This is a genomic window from Stenotrophomonas humi, from assembly GCF_001431415.1.
Taxonomy (GTDB): domain Bacteria; phylum Pseudomonadota; class Gammaproteobacteria; order Xanthomonadales; family Xanthomonadaceae; genus Stenotrophomonas; species Stenotrophomonas humi.
In genome coordinates this window covers 1-17131 of sequence record NZ_LDJI01000049.1, presented here as the reverse complement: position 1 = coordinate 17131, position 17131 = coordinate 1, and the positions used below count along the sequence as shown (strand labels likewise).

The window sequence follows — 17131 nt, the reverse complement described above, 5'->3', positions numbered from 1 at the left end:
AGCATTGGCATGCACAGCGCAGGCATCAGCGGCTCCCAGGGCGGGCGGGTTGCTTGCCCGGGCTACGGGGAATATGGCTTCCGCAGAGCGGTGGTCGAGGATGCAGGACGCACGTCGGCGCGCGTCACGCGCCGGCCGGCTTCAATCCTTGAGCAAGGGCCGCAGATCACGGGGAATGCGAGCTTCGGGGTACTCCTGCACAAAACGGCGCAGGCTGGTGCGGGCACCTTCGATGTCGCCATTGTCACGACGCTCGCGGATCTTGAGCAGCCACTTGTGGCGCGACAGCGAGGCGTCGGCATCAACATCGATCAATTGTTGCTGCTGCATGTGCTCGGCAACGACGTTGCCGCTGGCGGCGGCCAGATCCGTCGGTGGCGGCGGTAGTGCACGGAACTGCATCGCGCGCTCGCGCGCTTCGGCTGAGTACGCTTCTGCCTGCTTGGCCTGTACGCCGCTTGCGGTCTTGGTCAACGGCGCTGCAGCAACGGGTGCTGGTGGAGCGGGCGGCGCAGGTGCATAAACCGGAGTGGCCGCCGTGTAGGGGGCGTCCAGTACTTCCTGGTCGGCCGGGCTTGCGAGGGCATCGGCCGCTGGAGCAGCAGCCGGAGCAGGTGCGCTGCGCGCGATGGGGCGGGGTTCGGCCTTTGCCGCTGGCTTGGGAGCGGGTGCAGGCGGCGCCATGGAGCGCATCGGGGCTGGCGCGGGACTTGCCGGATCAGGTTCGGCGATGGCCTGCATATCGGCAGACGCTGCTTGCACAGGTGCGGTGGCGGCGGCTTCGTCGGCCGATTCCTGTTGCATCGGGGGCGGCGGTGTCACCGGGCGCAGCTGCCAGGCCAAGCCGACCACCAGCACCAGCGAGGCCGCGGCCGCCAGCGACGAGAACACGCGGCGACGACGCCCCCAGCGGGTTGGCCGGGTACTTTGCGGAAGTGCGGACAACGGCGTTCCAGCCGCGGCCTGTGACGCACGGGCCATCGCCATGATGTCAGCGTCGACACGGGCGCTGGGGCCTGCGGCAGGGTCTGGGCGACCGAGCAGGCGGGCGATTTCGCGTTCTTCCGGAGTCAGCATGTCGTCGGAGATGTTCATTCGCTCAACCTCGCGCGCAGCTTGTCCATCGCATAGCGCAGCCGCGACTTGACGGTTTCCCGGCCCACGCCGGTGATCTGCCCGATTTCCTCCAGGCTCAGTTCCTGCTCCAGTCGCAGCAGGACCACTTCCTGCTGTTCCGCCGGCAGCTCGGCCAAAGCCTGATGGAGCTGTAGGCGCAGTGCTTGCTCGTCGGCCAGTAATTCAGGGGTACACGTGTCGGCCAAGCGCGCGGTGCGTTCGTCCGCATCGTCCGGTGCCGCCGGGCGATGGCGGGACGCGCGCCAGTGATCGTTGAGGCGGTTATGGGCAATTCGGAACAACCAGGTCGCGAACGCGGCGTCGGGTTTCCAGCCCGCGCGGGCGTGGATCATCTTTTGCCAGACGTCCTGGAACAATTCCTCGGCCAGCGGTCGATCGCGCAGTTGGCCCAGCAGATAATGGAAAAGCCGGGCGCGGTGGCGCGCATAAAGCTGCGCAAACGCCTCGGAGTCGCCGCCAGCGTAGGCCAGCATCAGCGTTTCATCGGTCGGGGCGTGCACGGCGGTATCCACGGGGCGCAAGCCTAAGTGCTGGGGCGGTTTCTGACCAGCGGCCGATCGGGCCAGGGGTTCCACTCATTCATGTAAGTGAAGCGAAAAATTCTGACGCCGGCGGGCCTTCCGCAGGGCGGCCGGGACGGTATGCTGCGTGGCAGGGGGAACTCCAAGTGATTGGGGTCCAGAGAGAGCGGATATAGATGTCGCATAGCGAGCTTGAGGCGCGTTCCGGAATATCACGCGTAGATGCACGAACGCCCATCACCGACGTGGTGGCGACATTGCAAGGGTTGCTTCCTGCCGACACGTCAGTTGCGCTGGCGTGGCGTGACATAACGCTGGGTCAGGGCAGTTGCTGCTTCCCGGCCGTTGCCGATGCGCTGCGCAGGCAAGCGGGGCAGGCGCTGCATGAAGGCCTGACCGCTGCGGCCTTGGCAGCCGGTGCATTTGAATGGGAACACGAGAACGGCGCACGTCTGGTGCTGCTGCTGAAGGCCGAAGGTCCGCTGGCGCCGGCTCCGTTGGCGGCGTGGCAGGACGCGGCGCGGGTGCAGATCGGCTGCGCGCTGGAGTCGATGAGCCAGCGCCTGCAGATCGAAGAGCTGCAGCGTTCCAAGCAACTTCAGAAGGCGCTGTTCGAGATCGCCGACCTGACGGGTGCCGATCTGGCGATGCCGGAGATGTTGTCCTACTTCCATCGCATCCTGTGTTCACTGATGTATGCCGAGAACTGCTACATCGTCATGTGCGACGAGCAGCAGGCTAGCCTGGAATTTCTCTACTTCGTGGATACGCAGGACAGCTTCGTTCCCGAGCCAGGGCGTAGCTATCGCTATGAGGAGATGCCCGGCAGTCTGACCTTCGCGGTGCTGCGCCATGGCCGGGTGATCAGCGGGCCATCGCGCGATCTGGTGCAGTTTCTGGAGCGCCCGGCCGAACGGATGGAGGGCCTGGAAAGCGCGGATTGGCTGGGTGTGCCGATGTGGCGCGACAACCGGGTCTGCGGTGCGATCGTCGTGCAGAGCTACGTGGCCGAGGCCAGTTATGGTGCGGAAGAGCGCGCGGTGCTGAACTTCGTGGCCAAGCACATCCTGACAGCGATGGACCGCCTGCAGGCGCACCTGCAGCTGGAAGACCGGGTGCTGCAGCGCACGCAGGACCTGGAGCACATCAACGATCATCTGCAGGCAGAGATCGTCGAACGACGTCGTGCCGAGCAGTTGCAGGCGGCGCTGTTCAATATTTCCGAACTGGCGATGACCGGGCACGGTCAGAGCGAGTTCCATGCGCAGGTGCACGGCATCATCAGCGGCCTGCTGGATGCCAGCAATTTCTACGTGGCGATGGTGACGCCGGAAGCTGATGGCATCGAGTTCGTCTACTCGGTGGATCGTTTCAACCGTGAGCGGGCGCCGCGTCCCTTCAGTAACGGACTTACCGAATACACCCTGCAGCGGCGTGAGCCGGTACTGGCCACGCGTGCGGATATCGACGCGTTGATCGCTGCGGGAGAGCTGCATGAATTCGGTGCCAAGTCGCAATGCTGGCTGGGCGTGCCGCTGTTCAATGACGACGAAGTGGCCGGCGTGATCGCGGTGCAGAGCTACAGCCCGAACGTGGTGTTCACCACCGACGATCAGCGCCTGCTGGTGTTTGTCGCACGGACCATCGGCAACGCACTGGCGCGCCAGCGCGACCGGCAGCGGCTGGTGCAGGCCCATGCCGATCTGGAGCAGCGGGTGAGCGAACGTACCCAGGAACTGGGTGAGTTGAATCGCAGGCTGCGCGCACAGATCGGCGAGCGCATGCGCGCCGAGCAGCGGCTGACGCACCTTGCGATGCATGATGTGCTGACCGGGTTGCCCAATCGACTGCATCTGCAGGACCGTCTGGAACGCGCCATCGCCAATGCGGAGCAGGGCATCAGCCCGCATTTCGCATTGATGTTCCTGGACCTGGACCGCTTCAAGTGGGTCAACGACAGTATCGGTCACGCAGCGGGCGACCGGATGCTGGTGGAAGTGGCACGCCGCTTGGTTGCCCTTGCCGCGACGGAAGACGTGGTCGCGCGGCTGGGGGGCGACGAATTCGCGCTGCTGGTCAACTGCGAGCGCGGTGCGGACACCGCCATGGAGCTGGGCCGGCGGCTGTTGAAAACGCTGGAGGCGCCGATGTGGATCGATGGGCGCGAGCTGTTTCCTTCCGGGAGTATCGGTATTGCATTGTGGAACCCGCGCTATACCTCGGGTGCGGACCTGCTGCGTGATGCGGATGCAGCGATGTACCGCGCCAAGCTCAGGGGCCAGGATCGCTGTGTGATGTTCGATGGTGCGATGCACGCAGAGGCGATGCGCAGCCTGGAGTTGGAGGCGGACCTCCGGCGCGCGATCAAGAAGCAGGATTTCGTGCCGTTCTATCAGCCCATCGTTTCCTTGCATGACAACCAGGTGGTCGGGCATGAAGCGCTGCTGCGCTGGAAGCATGAGCGGCGCGGGATGCTGGTGCCGGGAGACTTCCTGGAGCTGGGTGAGGAAAGCGGCCTGATCGAAGAGGTCGATTGGCTGATCTACGAGCAGGTGATGGAGGACCTTGCCGGCTCGACGCATGGCTATATTTCGGTGAACGTGTCGCCGCGGCATTTCCGCTCAGCCGAGTTTTCGCTGCGTCTGCTCGGCTTGATGGACGCGGTGGGGGCCGAACCCGGCCGGCTGCGGGTGGAGATCACCGAGATGGCACTGCTGGATGATGCGCCACGGACACTGCGCACGCTGCACCAGCTGCGTGAGCGTGGCATCGTGGTGCAGCTGGATGATTTCGGCACCGGCTACTCGGCACTGTCGTATCTGCACCGGTTCCCGATCAGCGCGCTGAAGGTGGACCGCAGCTTCGTCGCCGGCCTGCACGCCGAGGACGGCAAGAACACCCTGGCCTTGGTGGAGGGGGTGCTGTCACTGGCACGCACGCTGGGCATCGAGACCATCGGTGAAGGCGTGGAAACCGAGCGCCAGTTGCAGACCTTGAAGGGGCTGGGCTGCAACTTCGGCCAGGGGTACCTGCTGGGCTACCCGGCACCACGCGCAGAAACGCTGCTGCGGTAGGCGTTGCTTGCCGATGCGCTGCATGCATCGCGGTGATGCGGCTCCTGCATGAAGTCAGTGGCCCGGGTGCGTTTCGCCTGCCCGGGCGACTGAGACGGAAGCTCGGGGCATTCCGCCAGCGTGTCAGCGCAGTGCGCTGCGCTTCTTTTCGTCAAACCGCGCCGTAGGAAGAGCGATGCGCCGCAGTGTCTGCCGCGTCGCCACGCGCCTGCGTCTTACCGCAATGCGCTGCGTTTCTTTTCGTCAAACCACTTATCCGCCTGCGCCGGCGAGTACGAACGCATCCACTCCAGCATCTGCGTCGAATCCTCGCCGTACCACAGGTCATCGCGCTGTTCCGGGTGCAGGAAGCGCTCGCTGACCATGGTGTCGATCATGTTGATCATCGGCTTGTAGAAACCGTCGATATCCAGGAACGCGCAAGGCTTCTTGCCGATACCGAGCTGACGCCAGGTCAGCATTTCGAAGATCTCCTCGGCGGTGCCGAAGCCGCCGGGCAGGGCGACGAACGCATCAGACAGATCGAACATGCGCGATTTGCGCTCGTGCATCGAGCCGACGATCTCCAGCGTGGTCACGCCCTTGTGGGCGACTTCCATATCGACCAGGTGCTGCGGGATCACGCCGGTGACTTCGCCACCGGCACTCAGCACGCCATCGGCAACCGCACCCATCAGGCCGGTACGGCCGCCGCCATACACCAGGCGCAGGCCTTCGTCGGCGATGCGCTTGCCCAGTTCGGTGGCGCGCTCGACATAGATGGGCTTGGCACCGGGGTTGGAGCCGCAGTAGACGCAGATGGACTTCATTTGGATTTCCTGATGGATGGGAAAGGTGTTCGGACGCCGCACATGAACAGGCGCGGTTTCGGGGGAATGCAAAAGCAAGAAGGCTCCGCCGGGGCGGAGCCTTCAGGTCACAGGCCGTGGAGCTTAGTTGGCCTTGTGGATGGCGCGCTTGGTCACTGCCATCGCCGCATCGTGTACTGCTTCGGACAGCGACGGGTGGGCGTGGCAGATGCGGGCCAGGTCATCGGAGGAGCCGCTGAACTCCATGGTCAGCACACCTTCGTGCACCAGCTCGGAGACGTTGGCGCCGACCAGGTGCATACCCAGCACGCGGTCGGTTTCGGCGTGTGCCAGCACCTTGACGAAGCCAGCCGGCTCGACCATGGCGACGGCGCGGCCGTTGGCGGCGAACGGGAAGCTGCCGGCCTTGTACGGAATGCCCTCGGCCTTGAGCTGGGCTTCGGTCTTGCCGACCCATGCCAGTTCCGGTTCGGTGTAGATGACCCACGGAATGGTGTCGAAGTTGACGTGGCCCGGCAGGCCAGCGATCAGTTCGGCCACGGCGACGCCTTCTTCAAAGCCCTTGTGGGCCAGCATCGGGCCGCGCACGCAGTCGCCCACCGCCCAGACACCATCGACGCCGGTGTGGCAATGGTCGTCCACTTCGATCTGGCCACGCTCGTTGATCTTGACGCCGGTGCCTTCGGCCAACAGGCCCTTGCTGGCTGCGCGGCGGCCAACGGCCACCAGCAGCTTGTCGACGGTCAGGCTCTTCTCGCCTTCGGCATCGGTGTAGCTGACGATGACTTCCTCGCCCTTGATCTCGGTCTTGGAGACCTTGGCGTTGAGCAGGATGTTCAGGCCCTGCTTCTTGAATTCCTTGGCGGCAACCTTGGCGACTTCGGCGTCGGCAGCGGCCAGGAAGTCCGGCAGTGCTTCAAGAATGGTGACGTCCGAACCCAGGCGCTTCCACACGCTGCCCAGTTCCAGGCCGATCACGCCAGCGCCGATCACGGCCAGGCGCTTGGGCACTTCGGTGAAGTCCAGCGCGCCGACGTTGTCGACGATGTGCTTGCCGTCAAACTTGGCGAACGGCAGTTCGATCGAATCCGAACCGGCCGCGATGATGACGTTGGTGCCCTTGAGCTCGACTTCCGAACCGTCGTGCTGCTTGACCTTGACCACGTTGCCGGCCTGCAGCTGGCCGAAGCCGTAGTAGGTGGCAACCTTGTTGGCCTTGAACAACTGGGCGATGCCGCCGGTGAACTGCTTCACGATGGCGTCCTTGCGGCCGACCATCTTGTTCACGTCGATCTTGGCGTCGTTGAAGCTGATGCCGTGCTGATCGAAGATGTGGCCCATGTTCCAGTACTGGCGCGAGGAGTCCAGCAGCGCCTTGGACGGGATGCAGCCCACGCGCAGGCAGGTGCCGCCCAGGGCCGGCTTGCCGTCCTTGCCCAGCGCTGCGTCGATGCAGGCGGTCTTCAGGCCCAGCTGCGCGGCGCGGATGGCAGCGTGGTAGCCGGCCGGGCCAGCACCGATGACGACGACGTCGAATTGTTCAGCCATTTGAGATTCCTTGTTGCCTGTCCCTTCTCCCGCCGGGAGAAGGTGGCGCATAGCGCCGGATGAGGGTGCGGGTGAGGCTGCCCTCACCCCAACCCCTCTCCCGTGAACGGAAGAGGGGCGCAGAGCGGAATTACAGACCGAACAGCATGCGGCCCGGATTTTCCAGCTGGTTCTTGATGTCCACCAGGAACTGCACCGAATCCTTGCCGTCGATGATGCGGTGGTCATAGGACATGGCCAGGTACATCATTGGCGCGATCACGACCTGGCCGTTCTCGGCGATCGGGCGATCCTTGATCGCGTGCATGCCCAGGATGGCGCTCTGCGGCGGGTTGACGATCGGGGTCGACATCAGCGAACCGAAGGTGCCGCCGTTGGTCACGGTGAAGGTGCCGCCCTGCAGTTCTTCCAGCGACAGCTTGCCGTCGCGGGCTTTCTTGGCGTAGTCGGCGATGGCCTTCTCGATGTCGGCGAACGACATGCGCTCGACGTTGCGCAGCACCGGGGTCACCAGACCCTTTTCGGTGGACACGGCGATCGAGATGTCCGAGTAGCCGTGATAGATGATGTCGTCACCATCGATCGAGGCATTGACCAGCGGGAAGCGCTGCAGTGCGTTGGCGGCGGCCTTCACGAAGAAGCTCATGAAGCCCAGCTTGATGCCGTGGGCCTTGACGAACTCTTCCTGCAGTTCCTTGCGCGCGGCCGACACCTTGGACAGGTTGACCTCGTTGAAGGTGGTCAGCATGGCGGTCGAGTTCTTCGACTGCATCAGGCGCTCGGCGATGCGCTTGCGCATGCGGGTCATCGGCACGCGTTCTTCCGGACGTGCGCCACCGGCCTTGCCGACGCCGCCGTTGCGGGCGAAGTTGACGATGTCTTCCTTGGTCACCGCGCCATGACGGCCGGTGCCGGAAACGTCAGCCGGGTTCACGCCTTCGGTGATGGCCGAGAAGCGGGCGCCCGGGGGCAGGGCATCGGCCGAGGACTTGGCAGCCGGGGCCGGCGCAGCGGCAGCAGCCGGAGCGGCGGCTGGGGCAGCGGCCTTCGGTGCCTCGGCAGCGGCCGGAGCCGGAGCAGCGGCAACAGCGCCTTCCTCGATGATGGCCAGGATCTGGTTGGAGGTAACGGTGTCGCCTTCCTGGAACTTGATTTCCTTCAGCACGCCATCAACGGGTGCCGGCACTTCCAGCACGACCTTGTCGGTTTCCAGGTCGAGCAGGTTCTCGTCGCGCTTGACGGCCTCGCCCACCTTTTTGTGCCAGGTGGCGATGGTGGCGTCGGAGACGGATTCGGGCAGTACCGGTACTTTGACTTCGGTGGCCATTTGGCTGATTTCCTGGTTTCGTTTTCTTGTGGAAAAGGGGGCTTATTCGGCGTAGTTGTCGTCGATCTTGTTGACCAGTGCGTCGGCGAGCAGCTGCGCCAGTTCGCGCAGGTGATCGGACATGTGGCCAACAGCAGGCGACGGGGAACGCGGACGACCGGCATAGTGCAGCGCCTGGCCATCGGCCACGCATGCCTGCAGGTGGTGCTTGATCTGGTACCACGCACCCTGGTTCATCGGCTCTTCCTGGCACCACACAACGTCGGTGGCCTTGCCGTACTTCTTCAGCTCGGCAGCCAGTGCCGGGCGCGGGAACGGATACAGCTGTTCCACGCGCACGATGGCGACGTCGTCCTGGCCACGCTTGGTCTGGTCTTCCAGCAGGTCGTAGTAGACCTTGCCCGAACACACGACCACGCGCTTGACCTTCTTCGCATCGGCATTGGCATCGCCAATCAGATGCTGGAACTCGCCATTGGCCATTTCGTCCAGGCTCGACACGGCCAGCTTGTGGCGCAGCAGCGACTTGGGCGACATGACCACCAGCGGCTTGCGGGTGTCCATGCGCATCTGGCGACGCAGCATGTGGAACGCCTGCGCCGGGGTCGACGGCACGCAGACCAGCATGTTCTCCAGTGCGCACAGCTGCAGGAAGCGCTCAAGGCGCGCCGAGCTGTGTTCCGGACCCTGGCCTTCATAACCGTGCGGCAGCAGCAGGGTCAGGCCGGTGATGCGGCCCCACTTTGCTTCGCCGGAGGCGATGAACTGGTCGATCACCACCTGCGCGCCGTTGGCGAAGTCGCCGAACTGGCCTTCCCAGATGCACAGGGTGTTGGGATCGGTGGTGGAGAAGCCGTACTCGAAGGCCATGACCGCTTCTTCGCTGAGCAGCGAATCGATGATGGTGGCCTGTTCCGGCGACTCGACCAGCTGACGCAGCGGCAGGTAGTAGTTGTCGGTCTTCTGGTCGTGCAGGATCGCGTGGCGGTGGGTGAAGGTACCGCGACCGACGTCCTGACCCACCAGGCGCAGCGCATTGCCTTCGTCCAGCAGGGTGGCGTAAGCCAGGTTCTCGGCAAAGCCCCAGTCGCCCAGGATTTCACCGGCGGCCATCTTGCGACGGTCGTCGTACACCTTGGCAACGCGCGAATGGACTTCCACGCCTTCCGGGATGGTGTTGATCAGCGTGGCGAGCTGGGTCAGCTTGCCCATGTCGACCTTGGTGCTGACCGGGTCGGACAGCTTGCCGGACAGATACTTGGACCAATCCACATACATCTTGCTGGTGGCCGGGGTCTTTTCGACCTTGGCCAGCTCGGTGGTGACTTCACCGGAGTCCAGCTTGTTGCGGTAGCTGTCGACCATTTCCTTGCCGGCACCCGCGGCGATCACGCCGGCGGCTTCCAGCTGCTCTGCATAGAGCTCGCGGGTGGTCTTGTGCTTGCGGATCACCTGGTACATCAGCGGCTGGGTGATAGCCGGTTCGTCGGCTTCGTTATGGCCCCAACGGCGGTAGCAGACCAGGTCGATCACGACGTCCTTGTGGAACTGCTGGCGGAAGTCATAGGCCAGCTTGGCCGCAAACACCACCGCTTCCGGATCATCGCCGTTCACGTGCAGGACCGGAGCAGCGACCATCTTGGCGATGTCGGTGCAGTACAGGGTCGAGCGCGAATCGTCGCGGTTGGAAGTGGTGAAGCCCACCTGGTTGTTGATGACGATGTGCACGGTGCCGCCGACGGTGAAACCGCGGGCCTGCGACATCTGGAACAGCTCCATCACCACGCCCTGGCCGGCAAATGCCGCGTCGCCGTGGATCAGGATCGGCATCACCTGCTTGCGCTCGGTGTCGTTGCGGCGTTCCTGGCGCGAACGCACGGAGCCGGCAACCACCGGATCGGCGATTTCCAGGTGCGACGGATTGAACGCCAGTGCCAGATGCACCGGGCCGCCATCGCTGGCGACGTCGGCCGAGAAGCCCATGTGGTACTTCACGTCACCGGCCACGGCGCGGTCGTCGTGCTCGAACTTGCCTTCGAACTCGTCAAACAGCTTGCGCGGGTTCTTGCCCAGGGTGTTGACCAGCACGTTCAGACGGCCGCGGTGGGCCATGCCGATCACCACGTCCTTGACGCCTTCGGCGCCGGCGCCACGGATGATGGTGTCCATCATCGGGATCAGCGAATCGCCGCCTTCCAGCGAGAAACGCTTCTGGCCGACGTACTTGGTGTGCAGGTAGCGCTCAAGGCCTTCGGCGGCGGTCAGGCGTTCCAGGGTGCGACGCTTGGTGTCGGCATCCAGGTTGTAGTTGCCACCGGTGGATTCGAGGCGCTGGTACAGCCACTGGCGCTGCTCGACTTCGGCGATATACATGAATTCTGCGCCGATCGAGCCTGTATACGTCGCCTTCAGGCGCGCAAGCAGATCACGCAGCTTCATCCGCGGCTGGCCGCCCACACCGCCGGTGCTGAACTCGTCGTTGAGATCGGCATCGCTGAGGTGATGGAAGGGCAGGCTCAGGTCCGGCGGATTGACCGGCGGGGTCAGGCCCAGCGGGTCGAGATTGGCGCCGAGGTGGCCGCGCGAACGGTAGGCGGTGATCAGGCGGCCGACATTGCGCTCGCGCTCATCGCCGGCACCGGCGCTGGCACCAACTTTGCCGGCATTCCTGGCGGCTTCGGTGATGTGGGCAATGGCGGCGGAGTGCGGCACATCGCCAGCTTCGCGGCCTTTGAAGCCGTCAAAGTAGGACTTCCACTTGGGGTCCACACTGTCCGGGGAGACGAGGTACTGCTCGTACAGGTCCTCGACATAGGAGGCGTTGCCGCCGGCGAGCTGCGATGATTGCGCAAACTGCTTCAGTAGATTGTCCACGATGGAGAGTCGGATTCACTTGTGGGGTAGTTCTGGGAACCGGCGGACCTTGCTGCAGCGTCCTGCGCGGGCGTGTTCTAACCACCAAATTATACCCCTCACGGGACAGGAAGGGGCGTGCACACTGTCCCCAGTATTAATACGAGGCCAGGCCTTGTCCCATCCGGTCAACGACTCAAATGCCGAGTACGCGCAGCGCGCTGCAGGTGCGTGACCGCTGCCAGATACGCTGGAACAGTTCTTCCTGCACACGCGTGCGTGCTGGCGCATCGAGCCAGAGCTCGCCTTCGATGCGTGCGCCCATTGGACGAAAGTAGCAGTCGCCGTTGTCGTTGCTGATGGCGGCAGAAACCACCTGGCAATCCATCGGGTCCACCGGCTCACGCAGCTGGAACACGCTTGGCAGGCGTTGAGCCAGTGCTACCAGGGCTTCGGGCAGTGCGCGAAGGTCGGCTTCGTGGACGAGCAGCTGCACGGACTTGTCATGCCGGGCTGTCGCAAAGCGGCGCAGTGCGGCCAATACCGGGGGTTGGGACAACAGGCCATCGGTGCCGCGAAGTTGCAGGTGCAGGTGGCGGCGCGCGTAGTGGATCACCGTTGCGGCGGCCGCGCTGGCCTGGACCAGGTCTTCGATGCGCATCGCACCGTCCAGACGCCGGCGCATGGTCTGGTGGGCGATGCCGGCCTCTTCGAAGGGGGTGCCTTCAGCCAGAAAGCCGTTGCGGGCATAGAAGTCGCGGGCATGCAGCTGGGCATGCAGGGTGACATCACCCCAGCCACGCAGCTTGGCCTCGGCAACCAAGACCCGCAACAACGCATCGCCGACACCACGGCCGCGCCAGTCGGCGCGCACCGCCATGCGGCCGATGCGCTGGTCGGGGGTCAAGCGGCCAGCGCCGATGGCATGGCCTTCGGCATCCACGGCAAGGACATGGACGCTGAGTGGGTCCAAGGCGTCGATTTCCAGTTCCGCCGGCACCCGTTGTTCGTCGACGAACACGGCATGACGTACGCCGTGCAGCTGGTCGCGCTGCACGGCGTAGTCGACGGTTTCAACCTGGAAGCCGACAGTTGGGGTCATGCCGAAGGTGCGTCGTCGTCCTCGCAGATGACCACGACCTCAACGCCTTCCTCGCTCACCTGCACGGTGTCGATCTGGGCGCTGGATGGTTCGCCTTCACCTGCCTGGGTGTACTCGAACACTTCGATTTCCACGTCCGGGGAGCCGTCCTCGTCCTCGTCTTCATCCTCGAACTCGACTTCTTCAGCAACGACGAGTGCTCCGTCCTCGCGTTCTTCGGATTCTTCCTCGTCGGCCCAGGCCGCTTTGGCGGCCAGCATTTCCTGGTCCAGCAGCTGGTAGAAGCCACCAGCCATCAGTTCCAGCACGGCATTGCGGCCCTTGGCCGACAGCTTGGCGTAGGCAGCAGCATCCAGCCGTTCAGCACCGGCCAGCAGCTGGGCATCCTTGATCGACAGTGCGAAGGCGTGGCCGGAGCAGTACAGCGATGCACCGCGGGTGGCGCGGCGCCACGCGGTGCGGGCCCACGGGTGGCGCTCGAGCAGGCCGCCATTGGCCAGTTCGGCTTCTACTTCTTCCGGCGAACGCGGCGGCTGCGACGGCAGGATGTCACCGGCCGAACGGTAGGTGGTGATGAAACGGCCGAACCAGTTGCCGAGGCGATCCGGGTCATTCATGCGGATGGCGTTGAGCGCGGTGATCACGCGCTTCATGGCGGCATCGTCGATCTCGTTGACGTCGTCCTGCAGCTTCAGGTCCGGATCCTGGTAACGGATGGACTCATCGGCACCGGCAACCAGGTCGTCCAGGTAATCGCTGATCAGTTCGGCCGAAGCCGGTGCGCGCATGCCGAAGGAGAAGGTCAGGCAGGGGTTTTCGGCCACGCCGTTGTGCGGCACGTTCGGCGGCAGGTAGAGCATGTCGCCCGGGCCGAGCACCCATTCGTGGGTCTTCTTGAACTTCTTGAGCAGCTTCAGTTCAACGTCGGGGCGGAAGTCCAGCGACGGACGCTTGCCGTTGATCGATTCACTGGCGTCGATCTGCCAGCGGCGCTCGCCATGGCCCTGCAGCAGGAACACGTCGTACTGGTCGACATGGGCGCCAACCGAACCACCGGTGGCGGCGAAGCTGATCATCACGTCGTCCATGCGCCAGCGCGGCAGGAACGAGAAATTCGGCACCAGTGCGCGGACGTCCGGGTCCCACTTGTCGACGTCCTGCACCAGCAGGGTCCAGTCGTGGTCAGGCATGCCCGGGAAGTCTTCTTCCTGGAACGGGCCGGTACGCAGGGTCCAGCCGTCGGTGGCGCGGTCGTGGATGACCATGCGCGCCAGCGCGCCTTCCTCGCAGGCCAGGCCGGCCAGGTCTTCGGGCATCAGCGGGCTTTCGAAATCCGGGAACGCGCCGCGGATCAGCAGCGGGCGCTTCTGCCAGTAGTCGCGCAGGAAGATTGCCGGGGCCATGCCCAGCGGCAGGCCGGCGCGGGCCTGGACTTCGATCGGGTAGGTCTTTTGCTTGCGTGCAGCCATGGGGGGAGTCCTTGCAGCGGAAAACGGAATCAGGCGCTTGCGCGCGCGTAGGCGGCCATTGTCCCCTTGTTGGGCGCAAACCGCACGGTGGAAGGCTGATCTGGATCAATTGGTGAGTGGGGTCGGGTTTAGGCTGGCCGTGTCTCAGAAAGCAGAAGAGCCGGCATTGCCGGCTCTTCTGGGGACGCATCGCCCGGAACTTAGATGGCCTTGGCCAGCCCAGCAGCCAAACCCACATAACCACCCGGGGTCAGCTCGCGCAGGCGCTGCTTGGCGTCGGCCGGCAGCTCCAGCGATTCAATGAATTCACGCATCGAATCGGCGGTGATGCCGTGGCCGCGGGTCAGGGCCTTGAGCTGCTCGTACGGATTCGGCAGGCCATGGCGACGCATCACGGTCTGCACGGCTTCGGCCAGTACTTCCCAGGCCGCGTCCAGGTCGGCGTTGAGGCGCTCCGGGTTCACGGTCAGCTTGCCCAGGCCCTTGGCCAGCGATTCCAGGCCGACCTGGCCATGGCCAAAGGCGGTGCCCACGGCGCGCAGCACGGTGGAGTCGGTGAGGTCGCGCTGCCAGCGGCTGATCGGCAGCTTGGCGCTGAAGTGCTCGAACAGGGCGTTGGCGATGCCGAAGTTGCCTTCGGCATTTTCGAAGTCGATCGGGTTGACCTTGTGCGGCATGGTCGAGGAGCCGACTTCGCCTTCCTTGAGCTTCTGCTTGAAGTAGCCCAGCGAGATGTAGCCCCAGATATCACGCGCCAGGTCGATCAGGATGGTGTTGGCGCGACGGGCGGCATCGCCGATTTCGGCGATGTTGTCGTGCGGCTCGATCTGCGTGGTGTACGGGTTGAACACCAGGCCCAGCGAGGTGACGAAGCGCTCGGCGAAGGCCGGCCAATCCACCGCAGGATAGGACACGACGTGGGCGTTGTAGTTGCCGACTGCGCCGTTGATCTTGCCGGTCAGCTCGACCGCGGCGATCTGGCGGATCTGGCGCTCCAGGCGGGCCACGACATTGGCCAGTTCCTTGCCCAGCGTGGTCGGCGAGGCGGTCTGGCCGTGGGTGCGCGACAGCATCGGCTGCTCGGCCTGCTCGTGGGCCAGCTTGCGCAGCGATGCGGCGATGCCGGAGTAGGCGGGCAGCAATACTTCGCTGCGCGCCTGGGCCAGCATCAGGCCGTAGGACAGATTGTTGATGTCCTCGCTGGTGCAGGCGAAATGCACGAACTCCAGCGCCGGTGCCAGCTCGGCGTCGTCCTTGAGCTGCTCCTTGATGAAGTACTCCACGGCTTTCACGTCGTGGTTGGTGGTGCGCTCGATTTCCTTCACGCGCGCGGCGTTGTCGACCGAGAAACCCTCGGCCAGCGCGCGCAGCTTGGCCTTGCCAGCGGCCGTGAAGTCGGCCAGTTCGTTGATGCCCGGTTCGGCGGCCAGCGCCAGCAGCCATTCGATTTCCACCTTCACCCGGGCCTTGATCAGGCCGTACTCGGAGAAGATCGGGCGCAGGGTGTCGACCTTGCTGGCATAGCGGCCATCAAGCGGGGACAGGGCGAGCAGCGTGGATTCCGTCATGTCGGCGGGCATTGGGGCAGTGGCGGGGGCGCACATTCTACGCTGCCCGGCGAGGTCACCGCCGGTGGACCGGTGAATCCCGGCCGCCGCAGATGCCTTCGCCCGGCCCGGAGCGTATCGTGGCGGTAGCCGCCAGCCGGGGAAGACTGCCCAATGCCAGCCGCAGCTTCCCTTTCCCCAACGAAAGTAGTGCGGAGTTGATGATGAGCAAAGGTTCCAACAAGGGGTTCCGGACGGAACACGACAGCATGGGCGAACTGCAGGTGCCCGCCGAGGCCCTGTGGGGCGCGCAGACCCAGCGCGCGGTCGAGAATTTCCCGGTGTCCGGGCAGCGCATGCCACGGGCCTTCATCCGCGCACTGGGCCTGATCAAGGGCGCCGCGGCCGAAGTGAATACCGGCTTGGGCCTGCTGCCCAAGGGCGTGGGCAAGGCCATCCAGGCTGCCGCGCAGGAAGTGGCCGACGGCGCCCACGACGCGCATTTCCCGATTGACGTCTACCAGACCGGCTCGGGCACCTCGTCCAACATGAATGCCAACGAGGTCATCGCCACCCTGGCCAATCAGGGCGGCAAGGCCGGCAAAACCCCCGTGCACCCCAATGACCACGTCAACCTGGGGCAGAGTTCCAACGATGTGATTCCCACCGCCATCCGCGTCTCGGCGCAGCTGGCCACGGTGGAAGACCTGCTGCCGGCGCTCAAGCACCTGCGCAAGACCATCGACAAGCGCGCACGCACGCTCGGCAAGGTGGTCAAGACCGGCCGCACCCACCTGATGGACGCGATGCCGCTGACGTTCGCCCAGGAGTTCGGGGCGTGGTCGGCGCAGCTGGAATCGGCCCAGGCCCGTATCGAGGATGCCCTCAAGCGTTTGCGCCGGCTGCCACTGGGTGGCACCGCGATCGGTACCGGTATCAATGCCGACCCGCGCTTTGGCGGCAAGGTGGCCAAGGTGTTGTCGGCTTCGACGGGGGTGAGGTTCGACAGCGCCGAGAACAAGTTCGAAGGTCTGGCCGCACAGGACGATGCGGTGGAGTTGTCCGGCCAGCTCAACGCTTTGGCGGTGGCGCTGATCAAGATCGCCAACGACCTGCGCTGGATGAACTCCGGGCCGCTGGCCGGGTTGGGCGAGGTGGAGCTGCCAGCGTTGCAGCCGGGCAGTTCGATCATGCCGGGCAAGGTCAACCCGGTGATTCCCGAGGCGACCGTGATGGTGGCGGCACAGGTGATCGGCCACCACACGGCGATCACCGTGGCCGGGCAGACCGGTAATTTCCAGCTGAACGTGACGCTGCCGCTGATCGCCGCGAACCTGCTGGATTCGATCCAGCTGTTGTCCAGCGTGATGAACCTGCTGGCCGACAAGGTGTTCGTCGGGCTGGTGGTCAAGCAGGATCGTGTTCGTGAAGCGCTGGCGCGCAATCCCATCCTGGTGACCGCGCTCAATCCGATCATTGGTTATGAGAAGGCAGCGGCCATCGCCAAGCGCGCCTACAAGGAACAGCGCCCGGTGTTGGAAGTGGCGGTGGAGGACAGTGGTTTGTCCGAGGCCGAACTGAAGCGGCTGCTGGATCCGGCGGCGCTGACGCGCGGTGGGATTCACGAGCAGTAAATGCGGAAGCTGCCGAGGCTGCGGCTTTTAGCCCCTCTCCCGCGCGGGGGGTGAGGGGAGCAGGCTGCGAACCACTGGTTCGCTGCTCCTCGAACGCCCTTGCGCCAGCG

At 64.7% G+C, this 17131-nt stretch carries 11 protein-coding genes; 2 read left to right on the top strand and 9 right to left on the bottom strand.

Going from position 1 to position 17131, the window contains the following annotated elements; genetic code table 11:
• Positions 1 to 141: 141 nt before the first annotated feature.
• Both ABB26_RS17695 and ABB26_RS17690 read right to left on the bottom strand, forming a co-directional pair.
• Positions 142 to 1095: a hypothetical protein gene (locus ABB26_RS17695; protein ID WP_057636032.1), complete on the bottom strand. Its 954-nt coding sequence runs from the start codon at positions 1093 to 1095 to the stop codon at positions 142 to 144.
• Positions 1092 to 1610, bottom strand: coding sequence for an RNA polymerase sigma factor (locus tag ABB26_RS17690; RefSeq protein ID WP_057636048.1), 519 nt, complete (start codon positions 1608 to 1610; stop codon positions 1092 to 1094). The genes ABB26_RS17695 and ABB26_RS17690 overlap by 4 nt, the downstream gene beginning before the upstream one ends.
• A 224-nt stretch (positions 1611 to 1834) precedes the next feature.
• Between ABB26_RS17690 and ABB26_RS17685 the strand changes: the two genes are divergently transcribed.
• Positions 1835 to 4732, top strand: coding sequence for a bifunctional diguanylate cyclase/phosphodiesterase (locus ABB26_RS17685; protein WP_057636031.1), 2898 nt, complete (start codon positions 1835 to 1837; stop codon positions 4730 to 4732).
• A 215-nt stretch (positions 4733 to 4947) separates the two neighbouring features.
• On the opposite strand, the gene ABB26_RS17680 is transcribed toward ABB26_RS17685, so the two are convergent.
• The 7 genes from ABB26_RS17680 to purB form a co-directional block, all read right to left on the bottom strand.
• On the bottom strand, positions 4948 to 5541 hold the full coding sequence (locus ABB26_RS17680) for an LOG family protein (RefSeq protein ID WP_057636030.1): 594 nt from the start codon (positions 5539 to 5541) through the stop codon (positions 4948 to 4950).
• Between the two features lie 123 nt (positions 5542 to 5664).
• Positions 5665 to 7089, bottom strand: coding sequence for a dihydrolipoyl dehydrogenase (gene lpdA / locus ABB26_RS17675; protein ID WP_057636029.1), 1425 nt, complete (start codon positions 7087 to 7089; stop codon positions 5665 to 5667).
• Between the two features lie 130 nt (positions 7090 to 7219).
• Positions 7220 to 8416: a dihydrolipoyllysine-residue succinyltransferase gene (gene sucB / locus ABB26_RS17670; protein ID WP_057636028.1), complete on the bottom strand. Its 1197-nt coding sequence runs from the start codon at positions 8414 to 8416 to the stop codon at positions 7220 to 7222.
• 42 nt (positions 8417 to 8458) lie between these two features.
• Entirely contained in the window at positions 8459 to 11290 is a 2832-nt protein-coding gene (locus ABB26_RS17665) for a 2-oxoglutarate dehydrogenase E1 component (protein WP_057636027.1), read from the bottom strand.
• A gap of 175 nt (positions 11291 to 11465) precedes the next feature.
• A complete protein-coding gene (locus tag ABB26_RS17660) occupies positions 11466 to 12371 on the bottom strand; it encodes a GNAT family N-acetyltransferase (RefSeq protein ID WP_057636026.1) in 906 nt (301 codons plus the stop codon).
• Positions 12368 to 13840, bottom strand: a complete 1473-nt coding sequence (locus ABB26_RS17655) for a ribosomal protein uL16 3-hydroxylase (protein WP_057636025.1) — start codon at positions 13838 to 13840, stop codon at positions 12368 to 12370. The genes ABB26_RS17660 and ABB26_RS17655 overlap by 4 nt, the downstream gene beginning before the upstream one ends.
• 200 nt (positions 13841 to 14040) lie before the next feature.
• The gene (gene purB / locus ABB26_RS17650; protein WP_057636047.1) at positions 14041 to 15408 is read right to left on the bottom strand and encodes an adenylosuccinate lyase; all 1368 of its coding nucleotides are present in this window, start codon (positions 15406 to 15408) and stop codon (positions 14041 to 14043) included.
• Between the two features lie 203 nt (positions 15409 to 15611).
• On the opposite strand from purB, the gene ABB26_RS17645 reads away from it, so the two are divergent.
• On the top strand, positions 15612 to 17021 hold the full coding sequence (locus tag ABB26_RS17645; RefSeq protein ID WP_057636024.1) for a class II fumarate hydratase: 1410 nt from the start codon (positions 15612 to 15614) through the stop codon (positions 17019 to 17021).
• The last annotated feature ends 110 nt before the right edge of the window (positions 17022 to 17131 follow it).